Raw genomic sequence first — 21,475 nt, 5'->3', positions numbered from 1 at the left:
GGGGGCCAGCGGAGAGAGGGGGGCCAGGTCATGGCAGCAGGGCGTAGAGAGTGGTGCGCTGACGCACCGGGCGTCCCACGCCGTGGGCGGCGGCGGCCAGGGTGGCGGGCGTCTGGGCCGTGCCACCGCGGGCGCCCGCCATGGTGGTGATGTGCTCCTCCATCAGGGTGCCGCCCAGGTCGTTGCACCCCCAGCGCAGGGCTTCGGCGGCGCCGGCCAGGGTGAGCTTCACCCAGCTGGGCTGGTGGGCGGGGATCCACTCCCGCAGCACCAGCCGGGCCTGGGCGGTGAGACGGAGCATGGCCTGGAGATCGGGCTGGTCGCGGCCCACGCGCGAGCGCAGCGGTGCCGGAGCCGCCTGGCCCACGAACGGCAGCAGCACGAATTCGCTGAAGCCGGGCAGCAGACGCTCGCGGGCCGCGCCCTGCAGGGCCACCAGGGTGAGCAGATGGGCCGCCAGGTCGGCGGAGCGCTCGATGTGCCCGGCCATCAGGGTGCTGGTGGAGGGCAGACCGTGGCGGTGAATCTGCAGCACGGCCGCCACCCAGTCGCGGGCCGTGAGTTTCTCGGGACAGAGCAGCCGCCGCACGCGCTCGGAGAGCACCTCGGCGGCGGTGCCGGGCACCGAGCCGAGACCGGCGGCGCGCAGGCGCTCGAGCACGGCATCGAGGCTGATGCCGTCGCACTCGGCGAAGAACACCAGTTCCTGGGGGGAGAAGGCATGCAGATGGACACCCGGTGCCGCCTCGCGCAGGACCTGCAGCAGGCGCTCGGCGAAGGCGAGCTGGCTGCCGTTGAGCCGGGCGGCGGGATTGAGCCCGCCCTGCAGGCAGAGCTCGGTGGCGCCGGCGCGCACGGCCTCAGCGGCCCGGGCCTGCAGCTCCTCCAGTTCCAGCCAGTAGGCCCCGGGCTCACCGGGATCGCGGCGGAAGGCGCAGAACGAGCAGTGCTGAACGCAGTGGTTGGAGACGTTCAGGTTGCGGTTGACCACGTAGGTCACCGTGTCCCCCATCAGCCGGCGGCGCAGGGCGTCGGCGCGGCGGCGCAGCACCTCCCCGGCCTCTCCCAGCCAGGGACGGCGCAGCAGTTCCAGCACAAGGCCTGCGCGGTGCAGGTACGGACGCGAGGCCAGCGGGGCGGCGCTGACGGCGTCGAGGAGATCGGCGGCAGGCCAGTGGCTGAAGGGCTCAGCCGCCGCGGGATCCGGTGGGGGCACCAGCAGGCTCTCGGCCTGGCGCATGGCCCAGGGGGCCAGCGCCGCTGCCACCGCAGGGGCGATCACGGGCGGCGGCCGAAGGCGGTGGGGGAGCGGGGCTCGGAGGAGCGGGAGGCGGAGGAGCGAGAGGCGGAGCGACGGGAGGCGCCGCTGCCGGAGCGGCTGGAGCCGGAGCCGGCCTTCTCGGCGGCCTTGCGGCGGCGCCGGTCGCGCCACTCCACCGCGGAGAGATAGACCACCCCCACGCTCACGAACATCAGGAGCACGGCAGCGGTGGCCGCCAGCAGCCCAGATGCGGTGAGCAACTCACCGCCGATGGGGAGCTCGGTCACAGGAGGGGTTGCCCGGCGGTGATCAGAAGTTGACGCTGCCGTCGCCGTGGCGGCCCCACACCACCATGGCGATCGAGAAGCTGAACAGAGCGGCGAGAGAGGCCCAGCCCAGGGTGATCAGCATGGAGGCAGGTGGTGGCGACGGCAGCACTGTACCTAGGCTCAATCCATCACGGACGGGCGCTCTCGATGCAACGGCCCATCAGTCTCACCGCCACCAGCAGCGCCACCAGCAGGGCCACGGCCAGCACCAGCGCCGCAGCCAGCGCAGCACCCACCGCCGTGCGGGAGCGGCAGCGCAGCGTTCAGACCTATCCAAACTTCAAGGTGGTGGTGCTCGACGACGACGTGAACACCTTCCAGCACGTGGTGGAGTGTCTGGTGCGCTTCATCCCCGGCATGGGGCCGGAGCGGGCCTGGGAGCTGGCCCACCGCATCGACGGCGAAGGCTCGGCGGTGGTGTGGTGCGGCCCCCAGGAGCAGGCGGAGCTGTACCACCAGCAGCTGGGAGCCGAAGGCCTCACCATGGCCCCCCTGGAGCCGGCCTGATGGGGCGGGTGGTGGTGACCCACAGCACCTACCTGGAGGGGCTGATTCCGCTGCTGCAGCGGCTGGCGGCCCAGCCTGGGGTGAGCACCGTCACACCCGCCGTGATCAGCCGGGTGCGCGGGCGGACCGCCGGCCTGAAGCTGCGCGTGTCCACCCCGATCACCGGCGGCCACAAGCTGGTGGCCCGCCGGGGCGGCAGCGCCCAGGAGGTGTTCGTGGTCACGGAGTGGAGCCGGGAGCGGCTGCAGCTGGAGCTGGACCGGCTGGCGGGGGCAGCACGATGAGGCGGGCATAGGCGCCGCCGTCCCGGAACCAGGGCTCCTCGACCAGCTCCAGGCTCACCTGCAGGCGCTCCGCCGGCAGCTGCCAGCGCTGGCGCACGTAGGCGGCGTAGTCCTCCGCATTGGTCTGGGGAGCCTGCCAGTGCACCACCGCCAGCTCGTTCAGGCGGGTGATGGCCTCCTCCCCCTCCGCCGGCAGACAGGTGGTGTCGCGCAGCACGAAGGTGCGGAAGCGCTGTGAGGGGGACCCGTCGAGCTCCTCGGGCAGGCCCTCGAGCGGGTACTTGTTGAAGTAGAGCCCTCGGGCCCGGGGGACCAGGTGGGCGGGAGCCTTGACGAGCAGCGCGTCGAGGGCCTGGCGCAGGGGATCGGGGAGCAGCTGCGGCTGGAGGGCCGGGTCGGAAGGAAGGTCTGAGGGCACCAGGAGTCGGCCGCGGCAGGCGGGGAAAGGGGTGGACCGCCGTGCCGTTCTGCCCCAGTGTTCGACCTGGTGGAACCAGAAGGGGGTCAGGGTCGGGGCGCCGTTTCCGGCAGCGAGGCCGGCCTACGTTGCTTTCCGCTGAAGACCCCCACGTCGAAGAAGGAGTCAGATCAGAAAACTGTAGAAGGCAGTCACCAACACGGCAGTCCGGCTGAATCCTAAGGCGGCGGCAGGGGCCAGAGGGAGCGCACCGCCTCCAGCCGCTGCCGGGCCTGGGCCTGCACCGCCTCGGGCCCCGGCCCGTCCAGCAGCAGGGTCACGTGGCCGAGCTTGCGGCCGGGGCTGGACTCCCGCTTGCCGTACCAGTGCACGCTGGCGCCGGGCAGGGCGGCGAGGGCGCGGCGCTCCATCCGGTAGGCGTCATCGCCGCCGGCCGTGCCGTGCTCGAAGCCCAGCAGATTCACCATCAGCGCCCCGGGCACCCTGAGATCGACCGGTCCCATGGGCAGGCCGGCCACGATGCGCGCCTGCTGGGCGAACTGGCTGGTGCGGGCCGCCTCGATCGTCACGTGGCCGGAATTGTGGGTGCGGGGGGCGATCTCGTTCACCTGCAGCCCGGCGGGTCCGTAGAAGAACTCGATCGAGAGCACCCCCACGTAGTCGAGGGCGGTGAGCAGGGAGGCGGCGATGTTGCGGGCGAAGGCCTGCACCGCGTTGGGCACGTGGGCCGGGGCCAGCACCCAGTCGCACACCCGGCGGTGCTGGTGGGTCTGCACCAGGGGATAGCAGAGCACCCGGCCATCACGGTCGCGGCAGGCGAGCTGGGAGAGCTCCTGCTCGAACGCCACCACGGTCTCCACGATCCACTGCTGCGGGTCCACCCGGGCCAGCAGGCTGTCGAGATCGGTGCGGTCACGCAGCAGGGCCGTGCCCTTGCCGTCGTAACCGCCGCAGGCGGCCTTGGCCATCAGCGGGAACTGCCAGCCCGGGTGCAGCACCAGCGGTTCGTCGGGGTTGGCCGGCTGAGCTGAATCAGGGCCCACGGCTGCCTCCCCAGCTGCGCCGTGGTCCGCCGGCTCGTCGTCCCGCCGGCGGTGCGGGTGCTGCTGGTGCTCGGGCACCAGCAGCTCGCTCAGGGGCAGCCAGGGGGGAGTGGGGAGGTTGAGGCGTTGCAACAGCTGGCGCTGACCGCGCTTGGACACCAGCGGCTCCAGGGCGCTGAGGCTGGGCCGGAAGGTGACCCCCCGCTGCGCCAGCGGCGCCAGGGCCTCCAGATCGACCCACTCGTTCTCGAAGGTGATGGCGCTGCAGCGTTCGGCCAGGCGCCGGGTGCCCTCGGCGTCGCGCACGCCGGCGCGGATCACGGCGCTGGCCAGGCGTGTGGCCGGATCGTCGGGCTCGGGGGTCTGCACCAGCAGGGGCAGCCTGAGCTCCCGGGCCGCCGCCGCCAGCATCCAGGCCAGCTGGCCGCCCCCCACCACCCCGATCGGCGGCAGGGTGGTGGGGGAAGCGGCGCTGGCGGCGGGCTGGACCATGGCCCGAGGCTAGTGGCAGGCAGCCGCCGGCCCGGGGCCCGCGGAGCTCAGGTGAGGCCGCGGTCACCGGCGAAGGCGTAGCGCACCAGGCTGAGCAGCAGCACGGCCATGAACAGGGCCAGGCCCACGGTGCAGGCGTAGCTGATCTCCAGTTCGGTGAAGGCCTGGTCGTACACGTAGTAGACGATCGTGCGGGTGGCGTCGGCGGGCCCGCCCTGGGTCATCAGGAACACCTCCTCGAACACCTTGGTGGCGGCGATGGCGGAGATCACCCCCACCAGGGTGAGATAGGGCCGCAGCAGCGGCAGGGTGATGTCGAGGTGCTTACGCCAGCCCTCGCTGCCGTCCAGGGCGGCGGCCTCGTAGAGCTCGGGGGAGATCCCCTGCAGACCGGCCAGGAAGATCACCATGTAGTAGCCCAGGCCTTTCCAGAGGGTCACGAGCATCACCGAGGGCAGGGCCAGCAGCGGCGAGGTGAGGAAGCCGATGGGGCTGAAGCGGTCGCCCAGCAGGGCCGCCAGCCAGCCATTGATCAGGCCGTTCTCGGCGTAGAGCCAGCGGAAGGCGATGGCCGCCACCACGATCGACACCAGCACCGGCGTGTAGAAGGCACCGCGGAACCAGTGGATGCCGGGCAGCGAGCGGTTCACCAGCACCGCCAGGGCGAGGGCGCCGAGCACGATCGGCGGCACCACCCCCACCAGATAGAGAAAGGTGGTGACGCTCACCCGGGCGAACATCGGATCGGCCAGCAGGCGGCGGACGTTGGCCAGGCCCACGAAGCGCAGCGGTTCGCTCACGTCGAGCCCGGCCTGGCTGAAGCTCATCACCAGCGCCATCGCCGCCGGGATCAGCACCGAGAGGCCGATCAGCAGCAGGGCCGGGGCGAGGAAGCCCCAGGCGGTGGCGGTGCGGGGCGAGGAAGCGGACATCGCGGAGCGCCGGACGGGGTCATTGTGGGAGATCCCCGCCGGCCCGTCGCCGCGTGACTGCCCAGCTGAACCCGCAACCGCCCGAGCAAGCCGCCACAGGCGCCGCGGTGAGGGCGGATCCGCTGGCGGTGCTGCGGCGGGTGTGGGGCTACCCGGCGTTCCGGGGGCCCCAGGAGGCGATCGTGCGCCACGTGATCGGCGGCGGCTCGGGCCTGGTGCTGATGCCCACCGGCGGCGGCAAGTCGCTCTGCTATCAGGTGCCGGCCCTGTGCCGGAGCGGGCTGGCGGTGGTGGTCTCGCCGCTGATCGCCCTGATGCAGGACCAGGTGGAGGCCCTCCGCCAGCTGGGGGTGGCGGCCGCCGCCCTGCACTCCGGGCTGGAGCGGGAGGAGGCCTCGGGGGTGTGGCGCCAGCTGCAGGCAGGGGGGCTGGATCTGCTCTACGTGTCGCCCGAGCGGTTGCTGGGCGGCGACCTGCTGGAGCGGCTGGCGGCGATGCCGGGGCCGCAGCCGCTGGCCCTGTTCGCCATCGACGAGGCCCACTGCGTGTCGCAGTGGGGGCACGACTTCCGGCCCGAGTACATCCAGCTGGCGGTGCTGGCCGACCGCTTTCCGGCGGTGCCGCGGCTGGCGCTCACGGCCACGGCCGATCCGCGCACCCGCGCCGAGATCATCGAGCGGCTGCGGCTGCAGCAGGGCCAGGTGTTCCTGGCCAGCTTCGACCGGCCCAACATCCGCTATCTGCTGCGGGCCAAGGAGCAGGCGTCCCGGCAGCTGCTGGCGTTTCTGGCCGACCACCGCGGCGAGGCGGGGATCGTGTACGCCCGCTCCCGGAGCCGGGTGGATCAGCTCAGCCGGGAGCTGCAGGCGGCCGGCTTCGACGCGGTTGCCTATCACGCGGGCCTGAGCGGCGAGCAGCGCAGTGCCGCCCTGCAGCGCTTCCGCAACGAGGCCGCCGTGGTGGTGGTGGCCACGATCGCCTTCGGCATGGGCATCGACAAGCCCGATGTGCGCTTCGTGGCCCACGTGGACCTGCCCAAGAGCCTGGAGGCCTACTACCAGGAAACCGGACGGGCCGGCCGCGATGGCCTGCCGGCGGTGGCCTGGATGGTGCACGGCCCCGGCGATGTGCCCCAGCTGCGTCGCTTCATCGACGACTCTGAGGCCAGCGCCGAGCAGAAGCGCATCGAGCACGGCAAGCTCGAGGCCCTGATCGCCTTCAGCGAGGCGGCCGGCTGCCGGCGCCAGGTGCTGCTGCGCCACTTCGGGGAGGTGCTGGCCGAGCCCTGCGGCAACTGCGACGGCTGCCTGGAGCCCAGACTCCTGACGGACGTGACCGTGCCGGCCCAGAAGCTGCTCTCGGCGGTGGTGCGCACCGGCCAGCGCTTCGGGGCCGCCCACGTGGTGGATGTGCTGCTGGGCGGCAGCACCGAGAAGATCCGCCAGTTCGGCCACCAGGACCTGAGCGTGTACGGCATCGGCCGCGAGCTCGACCGGGAGCAGTGGCGCACGCTGGTGCGCCAGCTCACGGGTCTGGGCCATCTGCAGCCGGTGCCGGAGGGCAAGGGGGGGCTGCAGCTGGGGCGGCCGGAGCTGGTGCGGCCCCTGCTGCGCGGGGAGACGAGCCTGGAGCTGCCGTTGCCGCCACCGCGGCAGGAGCGGCGGCGGCGCGGCAGGCCGGCAAGCGGCGGACCTGCGTTGGTGGAGCCGGCGGACGGCGATCAGCAGCTGCTGCAGGCCCTCAAGGCCTGGCGGCGGGAGCAGGCCCAGCAGCAGGGGGTGCCGCCCTATGTGGTGTTCCACGACCGCACGCTGCTGGAGCTGGCGGCCTGCAGACCAAGGGACCTGGAGGGCCTGAGCCAGGTGGGCGGCATCGGGGCCGCCAAGCTGGAGCGGTATGGGGAAGCCGTGCTGTCGGTGCTGCGCAACCAGGCGTGATCAGCGGGTGGTCGTGATCATCAAGCGGTCGTGATCACCACTTCTTGTAGGGGAGGAACTTGCCGCACATCGTGACCTTCACGCGATCACCGGCGGGATTCTCCACTTTGTCCACCTCCAGGGTGAAGTCGATGGCGCTCATGATGCCGTCGCCGAACTTCTCCTGAATCACATCCTTGAGCGGCAGACCGTAGACCTGCATGATCTCGTAGAAGCGATAGATGAGGGGATCGGTGGGAATCACGGGATCCAGACAGCCTTTCACGGGGGGAGTCATCAGCTCGGGCTTGAGGGCAGGATCCAGAGCGAGCACCTCGATGAGCTTGTCGGCTTCCTCACCAGAGGCCGTGGACTGGCCATAGAACAGGCTGGCAATCCAGACTTCATCGCGGCCCAGGAGGGTTTCGAGCTCAGAAAAGCTGATGCCCTTGCTGCGCTTGGCATTGAGCAGGGTGGTGGAGAGGGAAGAGAGAGTCATGACGGAGAACGAGAGGAATAGGGGAACCGCAGGAGTGGCGGAGACGGCTCAGGCCGCTGGGGCAGGGTGGCTGTGGCTGGCCTCAGGTGCGCTCCTCCACCGCTCGGGTCTCGTTGAGCAGATGCTCCTCGAGGCGGATCTTGATCGCCAGGAAATCGGGGTGCTGATCGATCACGCTGCGCTGGCGGGGTCGCAGAGGGGGGAGATCGATGACATCGGCGATCCGGGCGGCCGGCCCACGGGACATCAGCACGATCTTGTCCGACAACAGCAGTGCCTCCTCGATGCTGTGCGTGATCAGCACGACCGTGATGCGGTTGTTCTCCCAGATGCGCAGCACCTCCTCCTGGAGGTAGGCCCTGGTGAGCGCGTCGAGAGCACCGAAGGGCTCATCCATCAGCAGGATGGTGGGGTTGATGGAGAGGGCCCTGGCGATGGCAACCCGTTGCTTCATGCCGCCGGACATCTGCTTGGGGTAGCGGTGCATGGACCGCTCGAGCCCAACCATGGAGAGATACTGCCGGGCCCGCTCCCTGGCCTGGCCATGGCTGAGTTTCGGACAGGCCGTCTCGACGGCGTATTCAACGTTGGCGAGGGCCGTGAGCCACGGCATCAGGGCATAGTTCTGGAAGATGATGCCTCGGTCCGGTCCGGGGCCCTTGATGCGCTCACCATCGACGAGGATCTGGCCTGAGCTGGGGCGGTCCAGGCCGGCGATCAGATTCAGCAGGGTGGACTTGCCGCAACCGGAAGGGCCGATGATGGAGACGAATGTATTCTTTTCGATCGCCAGATCGACACCCTCCAGAGCGACGTACCGGTCTCCTGGCCGGGAGCGGAGACGGGAGAGCAGACTCCTTTCCGATTGAAAGACCTTGCTGACAGCTTCCACCACAACCTGGGCATCTGGAAACGTGCGGACGGCTGCCGCAGTGGCGGGCGAAGAGATCATGGCAGGTGGCATCGACAAGGGGCTCTCAAAGAATCAATCAGAACCAGGAAGGTCAGATCAGAGCTGATAATCAAACCGCTTCTGGAGCCAGCCGAAAACCTGGTCAAGCAGCAGACCGGCAAAGCCGATCACGATGATCGCCACAAAGATGTTGGGCAGAGAAAGATTATTCCACTCATTCCAGATGAAATAGCCGATGCCGCTTCCAAGCAGCATTTCCGCCGCTACGATCACAAGCCACGCCGTGCCCATGGATATCCGCATGCCAGCCAGGATGTTCGGCATCACCGCTGGCAGAACAACCTTGTGGATCGTGCGCAGCTGGGACGCCCCGAGTGAGCGTGACACCCTCAGGAAATCAGGATTGATCGAGGAGACGCCGAATGCCGTGTTGATCAAGGTGGGCCAGATACTGGAAATGAAGATCACGAAGACACCTGTCAGCTCCGAGTCGCGAAAGATAAACAAGCCGATCGGCAACCAGGCGAGTGGGGAGACGGGCTTGAGCAACTGCACGAAGGGATTCAGGGATGCGTCGGCGATGCGGGAAATCCCCATCACCAGACCCAGTGGAACAGCCACCACCACGGCGAGGCCGTAACCGATCAACACACGTCTGAGGCTGATCAGAAGATTGGTGCCGATCCCCAGATCGTTGGGGCCATTGTTGAAGAACGGATCCGAGAGCCACCACACCAGTTCCTCCAGCGTCTTGACTGACCCGGGGAAATTCTTGCCGAGCACGCCTTGCGTTGCCAGGATCTGCCAGATGAGAAGGGCCAACAGAATGCTGAGGCATGAGACGGCGACAGCTAGCGGCCCTGAAAGCCGATTTTCAGGCATAACGCGAAAACAGATCGGGATGAAGGAACGAGACCCGTGCGCTCACCACAGGCACTGCGACAGACAGTGACAGGAACGCAGATGATCAGAAGCCATCACGCTTCTTCTGCTCGTCGATGTACTGCATCGGCTGCTTCGGGTCGAAGGTGTCAAAGGCAAGCTTTTCGACTCGAAACTGCTCCGCCGGTGGGTTCAGGCCCATCGAGCGCTCCAGTTCCTGAGCCTCGCTGGTGAGGAAGATGGAGGCGCTGTTCGCGTCGAAGTCCCCCGCCTGGATCATGCTCGCCGCCTTGCCGAGATCCCAGCGCACCAGCTGGGACTGGATCCAGTTGGCAAAGCTCTGCCATGGATAGGGATTGAAGTCGATCCGATCGGGAACGTTGAACGTCTCACCGAGGCCGTTCTCGAACTTCCCGGTGAGAACAGCCTCCACGACCTCAGGAGGTTGATTCAGAAACGCGCGACCAGAGATGGCCTTGGCGATCTCCACACGGTTGTCCTGCTTGTGGGCGTAATTGGTGGCATCGATGATGGCCTTGTTGAGGGCCCGGAAGGTGTTGGGATGCTCCTGAATCCAGGGCTCGCCGGTGGCAAAGGCACAGCAGGGGTGCCCATTCCAGAGATCCTTGGTGAGCAGGTGGATGAAACCGGCGTCCTCATACACGGCCCGCTGGTTGAATGGATCGGGCATCAGCATGGCATCGAGATCACCCGCCACCAGCTGGGCGATGCTGTCCGGAGGAGGAACAGGCCTGATCTGCACATCGGTGTCGGGGTTGATCCCGCCATGGGCCAGGTAATAACGAAGCAGCAGGTTGTGCATTGAGAACGGGAACGGCACGCCGATCACGAAACCCTTGAAGTCCTTGGCTTCCTTCACCTTGCCGGCATGACGCTTGGCCACCGTGATGGCCTGGCCGTTGATGTTTTCAATGCTGGCCAGCTTCACACTGAAGGGCGCCGTGCCCAGGCCGAGAGTCATGGCAATCGGCATGGGGGCGAGCATGTGATAGGCATCAAGCTCGCCGGCGATGGCTGAATCGCGCACGGCTCCCCAGCTGGGCATTTTCACAACTTCCACGTCCATCCCATAGCGCTCGTAGAAGCCCATGGGTTTGGCCATGATGATCGGCGTGGCGCAGGTGATGGGGATGAAGCCGACCTTCAGGGTCTTCTTCTCGAGATCGCCAACCTCCACCGGGCCGCTGCCGCCGGCCTGTTCGCGCTTGACGCCGCAGTTGGTGAGGGTGACCAGGGCGGCGCCGGCGGCGAGACCCTTGAGAAACGTGCGCCGTCCAAGCGGTGTGGAGCGGCTCACCTTGCTGAAGAACCTGCCGGCCTGGGGCCCGAACGCCGCTGCAAAGGCCTGATCAAGGCCACCCGCTTCCTCGGCCAGATCACGCAGGAGAGCCTCCACCTGCGGGTTGCCACGGGAGGCGTTGCGGAAAAACAGGGCCTGCCGCAACTCGGCGGCGCAGACGGCGTCCGCCACCGGATAGGCGGCGGGATCGACCAGTCCCATGCGCCGCAGATCGTCCATCAACTCCTCCGGTTCCTGGGGCATGTCCGCCAGGAACGCGTCATGGCTGCTTACCGGCTGCAGGCAATCGGAACAGGAACACCCGGCAAGATGGTGGCTGAACTGGGATCCCAGAGCTGGACTCAGGAGGGAAGAATCCGGCAAACAATCTGAGACCAGGGAAGACGCATGTGCCACCGGATCGTTGTCAGCTGAGCGGCAACGTAAGGCGCAGGCGATGGAGATCCGGTCGTAATTGCTACCGGAGTGAAGCGATCACCGCTGTCGCGATCGCCGGGGAGAGACAGCCGGACGATGCCTGGGTGGGGCCAGGCTGCGTGTCAGCTCCCTGGCCTGAGAAACCGGCCCGAGAGCCGTACCGCCAGCACCACCGCGGCGATGCCGTAGGAGGCGAAGGTGATGGCCTGGCCGGCCGTGCCGGCGGCGTAGGTGCCGCGCTCCAGCAGCACGACATCTGCCAGGGAGGCTGCGGTGCCCCAGAGCAGCACCCACACGCTCACGTAGGTGACGCCTCGAAGGGTCTGGTTCATGGGCCGGCTGCGGTGGCCCGACCCTAGGCGCGATGGCGGCAGGAAGGATCAGTGCACCGTGAGCCGCTGGAGAAAGCGGTGGGCCAGCTCCACAGCCGTGGCCCAGTTGCCGGCCTCGCTGAGGCCGGAGGCGCGGGTGGGCTTGAAGCTGTGGTCGCCCGCAGGGATCCAGGCCAGCTCCACCGCCGGGGAGAGACTGAAGGCCTCCACCTCGCCGCGCCGCCCGAAGCTGTCGCGCTCGCCCTGGAGGATCAGGGTGGGGGTGCACAGCTGCTCCAGATGGCTGGTGCGCAGCTGATCAGGCCTGCCCGGTGGATGGAAGGGATAGCCCAGGCAGATGCAGCCGCGCACGCCGGCGGCGGCGGCCAGCTCATCCACCAGCAGGCTGGCCACCCGGCCCCCCATCGACTTGCCGCCGATCACCAGCGGGCCGGCGGCCGCGAGGTCGGCCGCCTCGGCGCGGAAGGCCTCCAGCAGGCGCGGCAGACGGTCGGGGGCCTGGCGGCGGCCAGTGGCCCGCAGGCGCTGCATGTAGGGGAACTCGAAGCGCGCCACCCGCCAGCCGCGTGCGGCCAGGCCGGTGGCGATCGCAGCCATGAACGGGCTGTCCATGGGAGCACCGGCGCCATGGGCCAGCAGCAGGGTGGCGGCCGCATCCGCCGGTCCGTCCAGCAGCTGCATCCCGCGCTCAGCCCAGATACCAGCGCAGCAGGGCCAGCACCTGGCCGGCGGGGCCGTGGCCGGTGAGACACTCGCCGATCAGGGCGGCGGCGAAGCCGACCATGGCCACCCGGCCGTTGAGCCGCTCCACGCCGGCGAGAGCCTGGGTGTTCCAGGGGCGGCGGGTGGTGAGCCCCTCGCCGAACCGCTCGTGGGGTTCGTAGACGTAGCGGGGCGTGGTCATGGCTGCGCGTTCAGACGCCACGAGCCTATGGGTCCCAGGTGGCCGGCGGGCGCTCAGGGATTGAGCGCCCGGATCTGCTCCTTACCCTGCATCGAGAAGCTGGTGATGCCTTTGGCATTGAGATCCAGCTTCATCAGCTCCACCGAACGGATCTGGCTGTTGTCGTAGGTGCGGAAGAGAAAGCGCCGGCGGGCCAGGTCGTTGGCGCTGGTCCAGGTGGTGTAGTCGGCCACCACGTTGCCGCGCTCATCCTTGTGGCCTTCGCGGGCTGCGCCCTTGGGGATGTCGAAGTTGTTGAGCACGTGGAAGGCGGCGAGCACGGCGTCGTCGCCCGTTTTGCCGGGATCCACGGAGGTGGCGAAGGCCGCCGCCCGCACGAAGCGCGAGGGGGGGGTGAAATCACCCGGCAGGCCCAGCATCCCGGCCCCCATGCCGAAGGGCTGCAGCTTCACGCCGCCGATGGTGACCGGCGCGGGGTTGGTGAGCGTGAAGTTCACGTAGTTGCGCAGGTTCGTCATGTGCCAGTCGAACGACGGCGAGTTCGCCATGATCCCAAGGGGGTTGTCATGCACGTTCAGCTTGCCGCCGATGTATTCGATCACGATGCTCTTGCCGCTGGCGTCATTGACGATGTAATGAACTGGGGGTGTGAATCCCCAGGCCGGGTAGACCACGTCCGCCACCACCACATTGGCGATGTTGCGCCGCACCTCCTCCACGCTGGCAAAGCTCTCCAGCAGCCAGGAGCCGAGTTCCCAGGGGGCGAGGGTGCGGCGGGCATCGGCGGGGCTGAAGGCCTGATAGCCGGCGGTGGTGGGGAAATAGAAGGTGCCCACCGCCAGACCCTTCTCGTTCAGTCCATCGAAGATGAAGGGCAGGCCCACGCCGTTGGCGCCGAGCGATGCATAGCGGGAAGTCCAGCGCATGCCCGCCCTGCCGCCGGGCGCCGTGCCGGTGCGCGCGTAGCCCCGCGGCACCATGATCACCTCGGATTCGAGGTCGAGCGCGAACTCCAGAGTGCGCGCGAAGACGACATCGCCGTTGCTGGCGATCAGGCGGATGCCGGTGCAGGCCTCGGCGGTTTGCGCCACCAGCAGGGCGCCAACGGCGAGGGCGTTGGCGACCAGATTTCTGACGGTGCGCTTCATCGGATGCGTTCCGAACACGAGTGCGGGAGAGGAGTGCGGGAGATGGGCTGGGCAGGCGGGTACCAGGGCCTGCCATTCGGCAGTTTGTGCACAACCATGGCAGGCGGACTGAGGCTTAAAGATCTGTTCAGAACCGGGCGTCCCGGCCGGCGGGTCAGGGCCCCTGCCAGAGGAAGGTGTTGAAGGGTCGTGCGCCCAGCTGGCTGCGGTGGCCCAGGGTGTTCTGGGTGGAGAGACTCACCACGGCGCCGAGGCGGTCGGCCAGCTTGAGGCACTGAGGAAACTGCTGGGCGGTGTAGCACTGCACGTCGAGCTGATTGCAGCCGGTGCTCGGAACCAGGCCGGCCTGGAAGGGCTGGATGCTGCAGAAGATGGGCTTGGTGTACACCTGCCGCAACCAGTAGAAGTCCGCCAGGGTGTAGTTGGCGAAGAAGTGATCGTCCACCTGGATGGCGTCGCCGTGGCGGGCTTCGTGCACCAGATCCGGGATGCGCAGGGCCCGGTACTGGGGGGACTGCACCCACACCACGGGCAGGAGGCCGTGGCGGCGGGCCGCCTCCGCCGCCTCCCGCTGCATCGCGTCCGACACCTTGCGCACGTCGAGGAACACCACCCGGTAGTTGCTGGCACGGATCTGGGCCATCACCCCGTTCAGCGACTGGCGGGTGCCGTAGTACCAGATCTGCGGCTGCGACAGCCAGGTGCCGTTGGGGGCGGCCTGCACCGGCAGCGCGCCGAGGGCCAGGGCGGCAGCCAGCAACCGGCATGCCGTGCGGGCCAGACCTCCCATCCAGCGCGGAATCATTGCCCGGGCTCCCGAAGCGGCGTGACATGCCCGCTGATGACGAGCACGGCTCCATCCTCAACCGGCCCGCCAGCGATGGCGACGGACTCGCCAGGATGGTGCGCCCGGCGTCAGGGCCTGGCCCAGGCTGCGCCACACCCGAGAGACCCGTGACGACCACCCTGCCGACCGCAGCCCTGACCGCAACCTTCGCGGAGTTCGCCCAACGGGCCGACTACTCACTGATGGATTCCCTGCGGGCGGATCCTCAGGCCAGCGGCGATGGCCAGGATCACCGGCCCCGCCAGGTGTTCTCCGGTCACTACGTGCCGGTGACGCCCACGCCGCTGCCGGCGCCGGAGTACGTGGCGCACAGCAGCACCCTGTTCCGGGAGCTGGGGCTGAGCGATGCGCTCGCCCACGACGAACGGTTCACGCGGCTGTTCTCCGGCGACATCAGCGTGGCGCGGGAGCCGATGCGACCGGTGGGCTGGGCCACCGGCTACGCCCTCTCGATCTACGGCACCGAATACACCCAGCAGTGCCCGTTCGGCACCGGCAACGGCTACGGCGATGGCCGGGCGATTTCGGTGTTCGAAGGCGTGTTCAACGGCCGGCGCTGGGAGATGCAACTGAAGGGCGGTGGCCCCACGCCCTACTGCCGCGGCGCCGACGGCCGTGCCGTGCTGCGCTCCAGCGTGCGGGAGTTCCTGGCGCAGGAGTTCATGCACGCCCTGGGGGTGCCCACCTCACGGTCGCTGACGCTGTACATGTCGCGAGCGGAAACGGTGCGCCGGCCCTGGTATGCGCCGAACTCGCGCTCGTTCGAGCCCGACATCCTGGTGGACAACCCGGCGGCGATCACCACCCGCGTGGCACCGTCGTTTCTGCGGGTGGGCCAGCTGGAGCTGTTCGCCCGCCGCGCCCGCAGCCAGGCGCATCCGGGTGCACTGGACGAGCTGCGGATGATCGTGGTGCACCTGATCGAGCGCAACTACCGCTCGGAGATCGATCCGGGCCTGGAGTTCAGCGATCAGCTGGTGGAGCTGGCGCGACTGTTCCGCGGGCGGCTCACCGCCCTGGTGGCCCACTGGATCCGCGTGGGCTACTGCCAGGGCAACTTCAACAGCGACAACTGCGCCGCCGGCGGCTACACGCTCGACTACGGCCCCTTCGGCTTCTGCGAACTGTTCGATCCCCGCTTCCAGCCCTGGACCGGCGGCGGCGAGCACTTCTGCTTCTTCAACCAGCCGGCGGCGGCCGAGGCCAATTACACGATGTTCTGGAGTGCCCTGCGGCCACTGCTCAAGGGTGATGCCGAGGCCCTGGAGCGGCTGGATGCGATCCGCGACGGCTTCGCAGGCGTGATGGGCGAGGCGATCGAGGCGATGTGGGCCAGCAAGCTCGGCCTGGCGAGTTACGACGCCGACCTGGTGAACGAGCTGCTGCAGCTGATGGTGCTCTCCAAGGTGGACACCACGATCCTGTTCCGCAGGCTGTCCGATATTCCCGAGCAGCTCTCACCCCTGAAGGAGAGCTTCTACCAGCCCAGCTCGGAGCAGCTCGACGCGCGCTGGATGGCCTGGCTGCAGCGCTGGCGCGATCGCCTCACGGAAGGCGGCGACCTCAGCGCGACATCCGCCGCGATGAAACGGGTGAACCCGGCGATCACCTGGCGCGAGTGGCTGGTTGCTCCGGCTTATGAGAAGGCTGCGGCAGGTGATTTCAGCCTGGTAAGGGCACTCCAGGAGGTGTTCAGCCATCCCTACGACCCGCTGCCCCCCGAGCTGGCGGCCACCTACGACCGCCTCAAGCCCGGGGAATTCTTCAACGCCGGTGGCCTGTCGCACTACAGCTGTTCGTCCTGAGGATCGTGAGCACGGGAAGCGCCAGGAACGGCAGTCCCATGGCGATCAGCACGACGGGGAGAACGAACGAGCGGCTGTAGGCGGTGTCGCCGCGCACCGTTGCGTCGACGGTGCGGCCGACGTCGGACGCCCCGTTGCCGCCGGTGAACCCACCGGTGACGAGCCGACCGCCGATCTCCCACTGGGCGATGCACTCGGTGCGGTACGTCGAGGCTCCACGGATGATCGCTCCCGATGTGTCGCACTCAAGCACCCTGGCCTCAACGCGCGTACCGACCGCCCGCTGAACCAGCAGGAACCCTCCGCCACCGACCAACGCTGCAGGAATCGCCAGCAGGATCGTCCATACGACGGCGTCGATCACCCGGCCGCCGGGGCGTGGTGCGGATGGCGATGAGGGCGTGGGGCGCCGCTGCAGCGCCCGCTCGACGAGCAGTGGAATGCCCCTGGACCGCCACCATTCGACATCGACCGATCCGCCGGACATCCCGCCATGGTCCAGGTGTGGCCGGTGCACGACCCGCTGGTCGGTCTGATCGATGTCGACATCGGCCACGCGACGCAGGGCGTCGACGTAGGCCGCACGGATCGCCTCGCGATCGTTCGGCGTGGGCGTCGCCCCGACGAGCTCACGCATGGCCTGCCAGGCATGCAGATCACCGCGCAGGCCCCACTGCCGGTGGTTGACGTCGAACCCGTCGCCAAGTCGTCCGTCGCCGGGTTCGTCCGTTCGGTGTCCACAGGTGGGGCATCGCAGCACACCCGCCACACCGCCCACAGGCTGGAGCGGCGATCCGTCGGCAGCGCATACCTCCCCGAGCATCCGGTGAACCTCGATCCCGTTCTCGTCCACATTCAGCTTGTGAAGGTACTCGTGCCAGAGGACGCCCTCGCGGTGGCTGGCTGCCTCAGCTCAGGTTCAGGATCGCATCGCTATGGCGACGGATCTCCGGAAAGCGCTGATAGGCCATCCAGACCTCTTCAAGATCAACCTGGTCGTAGGCATGAATCAGGACATTGCGCATCCTGGAGGTAATCTTTGGCCAGGAAGGTCTCTTCGCTGTCGATCGGGTAGCCCAGAGCTCGATCGAAAACTGACAGGACATCGATCAGAGCCTGGCGATCACGCGCGTCCGTCACAGGGGGATGGCTTCGGCTGCCACCTTGGCTTTCAGTTCCGGCTTGAGGTTGCGACGGCGGATCAGATCCACCCGGGTGAGCAGCAGATCCTCCAGAGCGGATTTCAGATCGGCCCGGTCGAAGAGGCTGGCGCCGGCGGGAAGGTCCACGAGCAGATCAACATCACTGCCGGGCAAGGCCTGACGTGCGCTGTGGGGTGCCATCCGACGCTAAACCGCCAACCCCATCCCCTGCATCCACCCGGCCGGGATCGGCCTCTCCAACCGCCAGCAGTTCATCCTCCTGTTTCAGAGCAACTCCCGGAACTGCTGAGGCGTGAGACCGGCATCCCGGGCAATGGCACCCATGGTGATGGCGTTGATCGGATCATGACGGGGAATGACCAGGCGCCGCTCGCCATTGCTCATGATCAGATGCCCGGATTCCCTCACCACCCGATAGCCAAGTTTCTGGAACACCCGCACCGCCTCCGTCTGGCTGATCCCCGGAAGTCTGGGCATTACACAGCCAGCTCGAGCGTTTCCACGCTCTTCACGCCGGCCTCCTCAGCCTCGACCTCAAGCCAGAGAGTGATGGCCTCACGAATGTTGCTGAGAGCTTCCTCGCGGCTGTTGCCCTGCGAATGACAACCGGGCAGGTCGAGGCAGCTCACAGACCAGCCCTCTTCGGTTTCCAGCAGGCGGATGCGGTAGGTCATGAAGCCGGCCCATCGTGAGCTCCAGTCTGGCCGCCCTCCAACCGCCAACGCCGCTGCTATGCGTGGCATCAGCCTGGCAGCCACCCCGCCGGGATGGGTCGCTCCTACCGCGCGCAACAAAGTCACCGGAACGGCTGGATGACACCCCCCGCGCGCCCGTCTGACCCTCGTGATGCATGGTGCGCTGGTCGGTGGGGGAGGCGGCGGTGGTGGTGCTCTGGCTCTCCCGGTGGAACAGCGACGGCCCCAGGGCAGGGCTTGGTCCTGTCGGCCAATCGCTCAAGGCCAGATCGAGGAAGGGTGACGCCCAGGGTTTGTGCTGCGTGAAGAGGCACGGCAAGACCCGGCAGGATTGGGCAACCTGACGCCAGCTGGACGAATCCCGATGCCGCTTCGCTCGGCCACAGAGTTTCCGGTGACGCCCGATGCGGAGGCTCTTGAGACGACGTACCAGGAATGCCGCGCAGCCCTCGTCTCGGCCAACCGCTCACGAGGGATCCTCAAGGCCCAGAGCGACCGGCGGGGTGTGGTGATCGCGGAGCTTCAGCGGGAACTGGTGGAGCTGGAGGCGGATCTGGCCGACGAGGCGCGGGCCAAGGCGCGGCTTCATGCCCTGAACGCCAAGCTCGGCACGGTGATCCGCGAACTGGAGGAAACGGGCGATGCGATGGTGGGGCTCATTGACGAGAGCGAGCGCCAGAGCGGCTTCTGGCTCGTGGAGATGTTCCGCCGCTTGATCGAGCAGGCCAGGCGCTGGCGCACGGTGAAGGCCAGGGCCGCGGCGTTGGCTTCAGAAGCAGATGCGGTGCGGAATCCCTCCAATCAACTCGGCGAGCGGCCATGAGCGCGGGCCCGTCGATTGCCGATCTTCTGGAGCAGACCAACCGGGACCTTGCGGGCACCGATGCCAGGGTGTACCGGCGGGTGGGCGCGCATCTTCTGCGGACGGGAACTGCCCTGCAGTCCCTGCAGGATCCTGAGTCAGCAGGATCTCAGGCCACGAAAGCCCTGCTGGGGAAGGGCTGTTTCCTGAAGCAGTCTGTGGCGAGCCTGAAGCGGCTTTGCAGGGAACACGGGATCAAGGGCTACTCGAAGCTGCAGAAGGCTTCTCTGGCCAAGCTTCTGGAGCACCATGGCGTCACACCGCCCCTGCCTCCCCTGGAGAGTTTCACGAAGAAGGAGCTGGTTGCTCTGGTGAAGCAGTTGCTTGGCGATGGTTGAGGAAGGCGACCACCTGAACCCTGCCTAGGATCAGGATCAGTGTCCGTGCCTTCGCAGGGCCATGCTCACCCTGCCTCGCCAACTCAGCGAAGCGTTGCGGCTCACCCCGGCCCAGTTCGCTGATCTCTGTGCCGCGAATCCGGATGCTGTGCTGGAGCTGGCGGCGGACGGCAGGTTGATCGAGATCACTCCTGCTGGCGGCGAAACCGGACGGCGCAACAACCAGCTGGCTGTGCAGCTGGGTCTGTGGGCCCGCAGCCAGCCGGGCTGGTGCGTGTTCGACAGCTCCACGGGTTTCCAGCTCCCCGATGGCTCCGTGTTGAGCCCGGATGGCAGTGCGGTGCGGCTGGAGCGCTGGCAGGCCCTGACCCCGGCCGAGCGCCAGGGTTTTCCGCCCCTCTGCCCCGATCTGGTGGTGGAGCTGGCCAGCCCATCCGACCCGCTGCTGGACCTGCGCCGCAAGATGGAGGCCTATCAGGCGAATGGGGCGCTCCTGGGCTGGCTGCTGCTGCCCGAAACCCGTTGCGTGGAGGTGTGGCGTCCCAGCGGTGAACCGCAGCGGCTGGAGGGGTTGGCGGTGCTGGACGGTGAGCCGGAGCTGCTGGCCCTGCGGCTGGATCTGGCGGAGCTGTGGGCCGCGTGAACCATGGGCAAAGGGCCTGTCTCGACTCGCAGGCGGCGGTGCGCAGCACCCTCAAACCCCGCGCCTCATGGTGGATGGTGCGCTGGCCGGTGGGGGAGAAGAGGGCTTCGCTCTTGTTGAGGGTCAAGAACAGCAGGTCGTTCTGGCTGGGGTCGTGCCAGAGGACGCCTTCGAGGTGGATCCAGGGGGCGTCGTCGCGCAGGATGCCAAAGGCGGCCTCGATCTCGGCGCGGCTGTAGCGGCCGTGGACGCGCAGGATCAGGTTCCGCGATGAAAATCGTCAGAGGACTTCGATGAACGTCTCCGCGTCGACCCCTGCCTGACGAAGCACGCTTCCCAGCGTCCCCACTGCCAGATCACGGCGATGGAGAGGCACCACGCAGGTCACATTGGCGTCGCCACTTTCAGGATTGGGGGACTGTCTTCGCAGCACCACATGGGAGCCTTTCTGGCGCACGATTTCGAAACCGAGGCGCTGCAAGGCGGCGATGACGGCAGATGCCGGCAACCGAGGCAACTTAGGCAACGTTGACCTCGAAGGTGGTCAGCAGCCGGGGCTCCAGCGCAGGTCGCGGACATTCCTCCAGGTAGAGCTCGGTGGCTTCGCGCAGGTTGGCCAGGGCTTCCTCGATAGTGTCGCCTTGGCTCGCGGTGCCGACCTCCGGGCACTCCGCCACGTAGACCTCGTCTTCCCGGTAGAGGATCGCCGTAAGGCGCTGGGGGGTGGCGGTCGTCATGGTGGCCGGGATGGTTTTGCCACCAGTCTGGCGGGTCTCAAACCGCCAACCCCATCCCCTGCATCCACCCCGCCGGTATCGCCCGCTCCAGCCGCCAGCGAATCGCCATCGGCCGCTCCCCCTCGTGGCTCACGTACCGCGCAAACCCCAGACAGCGAAACGGCTCGGTGACACCACCGGCGCGGCCCCCCTCACGCCGGTGCTCGCGCACAAACAGCAGCACCCGTGAACCCCGCGCCTTGTGGTGGATGTAGCGCTGCCCGGTGGGGGAGGCGGCGGTGGTGGTGCTCTGGCTCTCCCAGTGGAACAGCGTGGGGCCCAGGGCCAGGTCGCGGTAGCGGGTGGTGGGGGAGAAGAGGGCTTCGCTCTTGTTGAGGGTCACGAACAGCAGGTCGGTCTGGCTGGGTTCGTGCCAGAGCACGCCCTCGCGGTGGATCCAGGGGGCGTCGCCCGTCAGGATGCCGAACGCCGCTTCGATCTCAGCGCGGCTGTAGCGGCCGTGGACGCGCAGGGGCACCGGCAGGGCCCAGCTCACCGCCGCAGGCGGGTGAAGCCGGCACCGCAAGGGCACCGTGGACTGTTCTTGGAAGCATCGCGATGATGAAGCCCATGACCACCACGCCGATACCTCTGGTAACCCGCGAGGCGCTACTGGCGTTCTGGGGTTCCCCCGATTTCGTGGACAGGCCTCAGGGGTTCACAAGGGTGAGTGTACGGGCAGCGACGAACTGCTGCTCGTAGTCGATTGGGCTGAGGTAACCGATCGTTGAATGGCGCCGTTCGCGGT

At 68.0% G+C, this 21,475-nt stretch carries 29 protein-coding genes, 1 other RNA gene and 2 pseudogenes; 7 read left to right on the top strand and 25 right to left on the bottom strand.

The window, feature by feature from the left end; translation table 11 throughout:
* Window positions 1-28 precede the first annotated feature (28 nt).
* From KBY90_RS12795 to petN, 3 genes are read right to left on the bottom strand one after another with little or no spacing between them, the layout of a single operon-like run.
* The gene (locus KBY90_RS12795; RefSeq protein WP_254969037.1) at window positions 29-1,282 is read right to left on the bottom strand and encodes a CofH family radical SAM protein; all 1,254 of its coding nucleotides are present in this window, start codon (window positions 1,280-1,282) and stop codon (window positions 29-31) included.
* Window positions 1,279-1,548 (bottom strand): hypothetical protein, encoded by a 270-nt coding sequence (locus KBY90_RS12790; RefSeq protein ID WP_254969085.1) that lies wholly within the window; start codon window positions 1,546-1,548, stop codon window positions 1,279-1,281. Before KBY90_RS12790 ends, KBY90_RS12795 begins: the two co-directional genes overlap by 4 nt.
* A gap of 22 nt (window positions 1,549-1,570) precedes the next feature.
* A complete protein-coding gene (gene petN / locus KBY90_RS12785; RefSeq protein ID WP_254969036.1) occupies window positions 1,571-1,672 on the bottom strand; it encodes a cytochrome b6-f complex subunit PetN in 102 nt (33 codons plus the stop codon).
* Window positions 1,673-1,737: 65 nt separating this feature from the next.
* Here petN and clpS point away from each other — a divergent pair, with 65 nt between their 5' ends.
* Together clpS and KBY90_RS12775 are read left to right on the top strand one after the other, a co-directional pair.
* Window positions 1,738-2,097: an ATP-dependent Clp protease adapter ClpS gene (gene clpS / locus KBY90_RS12780; RefSeq protein ID WP_254969035.1), complete on the top strand. Its 360-nt coding sequence runs from the start codon at window positions 1,738-1,740 to the stop codon at window positions 2,095-2,097.
* Window positions 2,097-2,381, top strand: a complete 285-nt coding sequence (locus tag KBY90_RS12775; protein WP_254969034.1) for a DUF2103 domain-containing protein — start codon at window positions 2,097-2,099, stop codon at window positions 2,379-2,381. The genes clpS and KBY90_RS12775 overlap by 1 nt, the downstream gene beginning before the upstream one ends.
* On the opposite strand, the gene KBY90_RS12770 is transcribed toward KBY90_RS12775, so the two are convergent.
* The 4 genes from KBY90_RS12770 to KBY90_RS12755 all read right to left on the bottom strand — a co-directional run bounded on the left by KBY90_RS12770 (window position 2,317) and on the right by KBY90_RS12755 (window position 5,266).
* A complete protein-coding gene (locus tag KBY90_RS12770) occupies window positions 2,317-2,799 on the bottom strand; it encodes a hypothetical protein (RefSeq protein WP_254969033.1) in 483 nt (160 codons plus the stop codon). The genes KBY90_RS12775 and KBY90_RS12770 overlap by 65 nt on opposite strands.
* Window positions 2,800-2,828: 29 nt before the next feature.
* A non-coding RNA gene (gene ssrS / locus KBY90_RS12765) (6S RNA) lies at window positions 2,829-3,011 on the bottom strand.
* Window positions 3,012-3,017: 6 nt separating this feature from the next.
* A complete protein-coding gene (locus tag KBY90_RS12760) occupies window positions 3,018-4,334 on the bottom strand; it encodes a 5-(carboxyamino)imidazole ribonucleotide synthase (RefSeq protein ID WP_254969032.1) in 1,317 nt (438 codons plus the stop codon).
* Between the two features lie 47 nt (window positions 4,335-4,381).
* Window positions 4,382-5,266, bottom strand: coding sequence for a carbohydrate ABC transporter permease (locus tag KBY90_RS12755; protein ID WP_254969031.1), 885 nt, complete (start codon window positions 5,264-5,266; stop codon window positions 4,382-4,384).
* 53 nt (window positions 5,267-5,319) lie between these two features.
* On the opposite strand from KBY90_RS12755, the gene recQ reads away from it, so the two are divergent.
* Window positions 5,320-7,203, top strand: a complete 1,884-nt coding sequence (gene recQ / locus KBY90_RS12750) for a DNA helicase RecQ (protein WP_254969030.1) — start codon at window positions 5,320-5,322, stop codon at window positions 7,201-7,203.
* 34 nt (window positions 7,204-7,237) lie between these two features.
* On the opposite strand, the gene cynS is transcribed toward recQ, so the two are convergent.
* The 9 genes from cynS to KBY90_RS12705 all read right to left on the bottom strand — a co-directional run bounded on the left by cynS (window position 7,238) and on the right by KBY90_RS12705 (window position 14,388).
* Complete coding sequence (cynS, locus tag KBY90_RS12745; RefSeq protein ID WP_254969029.1) at window positions 7,238-7,681, bottom strand: cyanase; 444 nt, start codon at window positions 7,679-7,681, stop codon at window positions 7,238-7,240.
* Between the two features lie 82 nt (window positions 7,682-7,763).
* On the bottom strand, window positions 7,764-8,633 hold the full coding sequence (locus KBY90_RS12740; RefSeq protein WP_254969028.1) for an ABC transporter ATP-binding protein: 870 nt from the start codon (window positions 8,631-8,633) through the stop codon (window positions 7,764-7,766).
* 57 nt (window positions 8,634-8,690) lie between these two features.
* Window positions 8,691-9,416 (bottom strand): ABC transporter permease, encoded by a 726-nt coding sequence (locus tag KBY90_RS12735; RefSeq protein ID WP_315858743.1) that lies wholly within the window; start codon window positions 9,414-9,416, stop codon window positions 8,691-8,693.
* Window positions 9,417-9,561: 145 nt separating this feature from the next.
* Window positions 9,562-11,040 carry an ABC transporter substrate-binding protein gene (locus KBY90_RS12730; protein ID WP_254969026.1) on the bottom strand — a complete coding sequence of 493 codons (1,479 nt, stop codon included), beginning with the start codon at window positions 11,038-11,040 and terminating at the stop codon, window positions 9,562-9,564.
* Window positions 11,041-11,336: 296 nt separating this feature from the next.
* Window positions 11,337-11,546 carry a hypothetical protein gene (locus tag KBY90_RS12725; protein ID WP_254969025.1) on the bottom strand — a complete coding sequence of 70 codons (210 nt, stop codon included), beginning with the start codon at window positions 11,544-11,546 and terminating at the stop codon, window positions 11,337-11,339.
* Between the two features lie 48 nt (window positions 11,547-11,594).
* Window positions 11,595-12,227 (bottom strand): alpha/beta family hydrolase, encoded by a 633-nt coding sequence (locus KBY90_RS12720; protein ID WP_254969024.1) that lies wholly within the window; start codon window positions 12,225-12,227, stop codon window positions 11,595-11,597.
* 7 nt (window positions 12,228-12,234) lie between these two features.
* On the bottom strand, window positions 12,235-12,450 hold the full coding sequence (locus tag KBY90_RS12715) for a chlorophyll a/b-binding protein (RefSeq protein WP_254969023.1): 216 nt from the start codon (window positions 12,448-12,450) through the stop codon (window positions 12,235-12,237).
* 53 nt (window positions 12,451-12,503) lie between these two features.
* On the bottom strand, window positions 12,504-13,598 hold the full coding sequence (locus tag KBY90_RS12710; RefSeq protein ID WP_254969022.1) for a linear amide C-N hydrolase: 1,095 nt from the start codon (window positions 13,596-13,598) through the stop codon (window positions 12,504-12,506).
* Between the two features lie 154 nt (window positions 13,599-13,752).
* Entirely contained in the window at window positions 13,753-14,388 is a 636-nt protein-coding gene (locus tag KBY90_RS12705) for a hypothetical protein (protein WP_254969021.1), read from the bottom strand.
* Window positions 14,389-14,627: 239 nt separating this feature from the next.
* Between KBY90_RS12705 and KBY90_RS12700 the strand changes: the two genes are divergently transcribed.
* Window positions 14,628-16,250, top strand: coding sequence for a YdiU family protein (locus KBY90_RS12700; protein WP_254969079.1), 1,623 nt, complete (start codon window positions 14,628-14,630; stop codon window positions 16,248-16,250).
* On the opposite strand, the gene KBY90_RS12695 is transcribed toward KBY90_RS12700, so the two are convergent.
* The 5 genes from KBY90_RS12695 to KBY90_RS12675 all read right to left on the bottom strand — a co-directional run bounded on the left by KBY90_RS12695 (window position 16,210) and on the right by KBY90_RS12675 (window position 18,087).
* Window positions 16,210-17,103 carry a hypothetical protein gene (locus KBY90_RS12695; protein ID WP_254969020.1) on the bottom strand — a complete coding sequence of 298 codons (894 nt, stop codon included), beginning with the start codon at window positions 17,101-17,103 and terminating at the stop codon, window positions 16,210-16,212. The genes KBY90_RS12700 and KBY90_RS12695 overlap by 41 nt on opposite strands.
* Before the next feature lie 55 nt (window positions 17,104-17,158).
* On the bottom strand, window positions 17,159-17,356 hold the full coding sequence (locus KBY90_RS12690; RefSeq protein WP_254969019.1) for a HepT-like ribonuclease domain-containing protein: 198 nt from the start codon (window positions 17,354-17,356) through the stop codon (window positions 17,159-17,161).
* A 30-nt stretch (window positions 17,357-17,386) separates the two neighbouring features.
* Window positions 17,387-17,566 (bottom strand): nucleotidyltransferase family protein, encoded by a 180-nt coding sequence (locus tag KBY90_RS12685; RefSeq protein ID WP_254969018.1) that lies wholly within the window; start codon window positions 17,564-17,566, stop codon window positions 17,387-17,389.
* A gap of 111 nt (window positions 17,567-17,677) precedes the next feature.
* Window positions 17,678-17,854, bottom strand: coding sequence for a type II toxin-antitoxin system HicA family toxin (locus KBY90_RS12680; RefSeq protein ID WP_254969017.1), 177 nt, complete (start codon window positions 17,852-17,854; stop codon window positions 17,678-17,680).
* A 35-nt stretch (window positions 17,855-17,889) separates the two neighbouring features.
* The gene (locus KBY90_RS12675; protein ID WP_254969016.1) at window positions 17,890-18,087 is read right to left on the bottom strand and encodes a type II toxin-antitoxin system HicB family antitoxin; all 198 of its coding nucleotides are present in this window, start codon (window positions 18,085-18,087) and stop codon (window positions 17,890-17,892) included.
* Window positions 18,088-18,472: 385 nt separating this feature from the next.
* On the opposite strand from KBY90_RS12675, the gene KBY90_RS12670 reads away from it, so the two are divergent.
* The 3 genes from KBY90_RS12670 to KBY90_RS12660 all read left to right on the top strand — a co-directional run bounded on the left by KBY90_RS12670 (window position 18,473) and on the right by KBY90_RS12660 (window position 19,951).
* Window positions 18,473-18,931 (top strand): hypothetical protein, encoded by a 459-nt coding sequence (locus tag KBY90_RS12670; protein WP_254969015.1) that lies wholly within the window; start codon window positions 18,473-18,475, stop codon window positions 18,929-18,931.
* Window positions 18,928-19,308, top strand: a complete 381-nt coding sequence (locus KBY90_RS12665; RefSeq protein WP_254969014.1) for a hypothetical protein — start codon at window positions 18,928-18,930, stop codon at window positions 19,306-19,308. The genes KBY90_RS12670 and KBY90_RS12665 overlap by 4 nt, the downstream gene beginning before the upstream one ends.
* Window positions 19,309-19,369: 61 nt before the next feature.
* Window positions 19,370-19,951, top strand: a complete 582-nt coding sequence (locus KBY90_RS12660) for a Uma2 family endonuclease (protein WP_254969013.1) — start codon at window positions 19,370-19,372, stop codon at window positions 19,949-19,951.
* Between the two features lie 43 nt (window positions 19,952-19,994).
* Here the strand turns inward: KBY90_RS12660 and KBY90_RS15030 are convergent.
* The 4 genes and pseudogenes from KBY90_RS15030 to KBY90_RS12640 all read right to left on the bottom strand — a co-directional run.
* Window positions 19,995-20,207: pseudogene (locus tag KBY90_RS15030) on the bottom strand (hypothetical protein); the annotation flags it as partial.
* Between the two features lie 24 nt (window positions 20,208-20,231).
* Complete coding sequence (locus KBY90_RS12650; protein ID WP_254969011.1) at window positions 20,232-20,459, bottom strand: type II toxin-antitoxin system HicA family toxin; 228 nt, start codon at window positions 20,457-20,459, stop codon at window positions 20,232-20,234.
* Window positions 20,460-20,469: 10 nt separating this feature from the next.
* Window positions 20,470-20,688 (bottom strand): type II toxin-antitoxin system HicB family antitoxin, encoded by a 219-nt coding sequence (locus tag KBY90_RS12645; RefSeq protein WP_254969010.1) that lies wholly within the window; start codon window positions 20,686-20,688, stop codon window positions 20,470-20,472.
* 37 nt (window positions 20,689-20,725) lie between these two features.
* A pseudogene (locus KBY90_RS12640) lies at window positions 20,726-21,220 on the bottom strand (DUF3427 domain-containing protein); the annotation flags it as partial.
* Between the last annotated feature and the right edge of the window lie 255 nt (window positions 21,221-21,475).

This window comes from Cyanobium sp. CH-040 (assembly GCF_024346135.1).
GTDB lineage: Bacteria > Cyanobacteriota > Cyanobacteriia > PCC-6307 > Cyanobiaceae > NIES-981.
This window is presented reverse-complemented; position numbering and strand designations above follow the sequence as displayed.

Bases quoted from the DNA above. Each gene is read 5' to 3' on its own strand.
- petN (WP_254969036.1), bottom strand. From the start codon at position 1,672: ATGCTGATCACCCTGGGCTGGGCCTCTCTCGCCGCTCTGTTCAGCTTC.
- clpS (WP_254969035.1), top strand. From the start codon at position 1,738: ATGCAACGGCCCATCAGTCTCACCGCCACCAGCAGCGCCACCAGCAGG.
- KBY90_RS12775 (WP_254969034.1), top strand. From the start codon at position 2,097: ATGGGGCGGGTGGTGGTGACCCACAGCACCTACCTGGAGGGGCTGATT.
- KBY90_RS12760 (WP_254969032.1), bottom strand. From the start codon at position 4,334: ATGGTCCAGCCCGCCGCCAGCGCCGCTTCCCCCACCACCCTGCCGCCG.
- KBY90_RS12755 (WP_254969031.1), bottom strand. From the start codon at position 5,266: ATGTCCGCTTCCTCGCCCCGCACCGCCACCGCCTGGGGCTTCCTCGCC.
- cynS (WP_254969029.1), bottom strand. From the start codon at position 7,681: ATGACTCTCTCTTCCCTCTCCACCACCCTGCTCAATGCCAAGCGCAGC.
- KBY90_RS12740 (WP_254969028.1), bottom strand. From the start codon at position 8,633: ATGATCTCTTCGCCCGCCACTGCGGCAGCCGTCCGCACGTTTCCAGAT.
- KBY90_RS12730 (WP_254969026.1), bottom strand. From the start codon at position 11,040: ATGCCCCAGGAACCGGAGGAGTTGATGGACGATCTGCGGCGCATGGGA.
- KBY90_RS12725 (WP_254969025.1), bottom strand. From the start codon at position 11,546: ATGAACCAGACCCTTCGAGGCGTCACCTACGTGAGCGTGTGGGTGCTG.
- KBY90_RS12720 (WP_254969024.1), bottom strand. From the start codon at position 12,227: ATGCAGCTGCTGGACGGACCGGCGGATGCGGCCGCCACCCTGCTGCTG.
- KBY90_RS12715 (WP_254969023.1), bottom strand. From the start codon at position 12,450: ATGACCACGCCCCGCTACGTCTACGAACCCCACGAGCGGTTCGGCGAG.
- KBY90_RS12710 (WP_254969022.1), bottom strand. From the start codon at position 13,598: ATGAAGCGCACCGTCAGAAATCTGGTCGCCAACGCCCTCGCCGTTGGC.
- KBY90_RS12705 (WP_254969021.1), bottom strand. From the start codon at position 14,388: ATGGGAGGTCTGGCCCGCACGGCATGCCGGTTGCTGGCTGCCGCCCTG.
- KBY90_RS12700 (WP_254969079.1), top strand. From the start codon at position 14,628: ATGGATTCCCTGCGGGCGGATCCTCAGGCCAGCGGCGATGGCCAGGAT.
- KBY90_RS12690 (WP_254969019.1), bottom strand. From the start codon at position 17,356: ATGTCCTGTCAGTTTTCGATCGAGCTCTGGGCTACCCGATCGACAGCG.
- KBY90_RS12675 (WP_254969016.1), bottom strand. From the start codon at position 18,087: ATGACCTACCGCATCCGCCTGCTGGAAACCGAAGAGGGCTGGTCTGTG.
- KBY90_RS12670 (WP_254969015.1), top strand. From the start codon at position 18,473: ATGCCGCTTCGCTCGGCCACAGAGTTTCCGGTGACGCCCGATGCGGAG.
- KBY90_RS12665 (WP_254969014.1), top strand. From the start codon at position 18,928: ATGAGCGCGGGCCCGTCGATTGCCGATCTTCTGGAGCAGACCAACCGG.
- KBY90_RS12660 (WP_254969013.1), top strand. From the start codon at position 19,370: ATGCTCACCCTGCCTCGCCAACTCAGCGAAGCGTTGCGGCTCACCCCG.
- KBY90_RS12645 (WP_254969010.1), bottom strand. From the start codon at position 20,688: ATGACGACCGCCACCCCCCAGCGCCTTACGGCGATCCTCTACCGGGAA.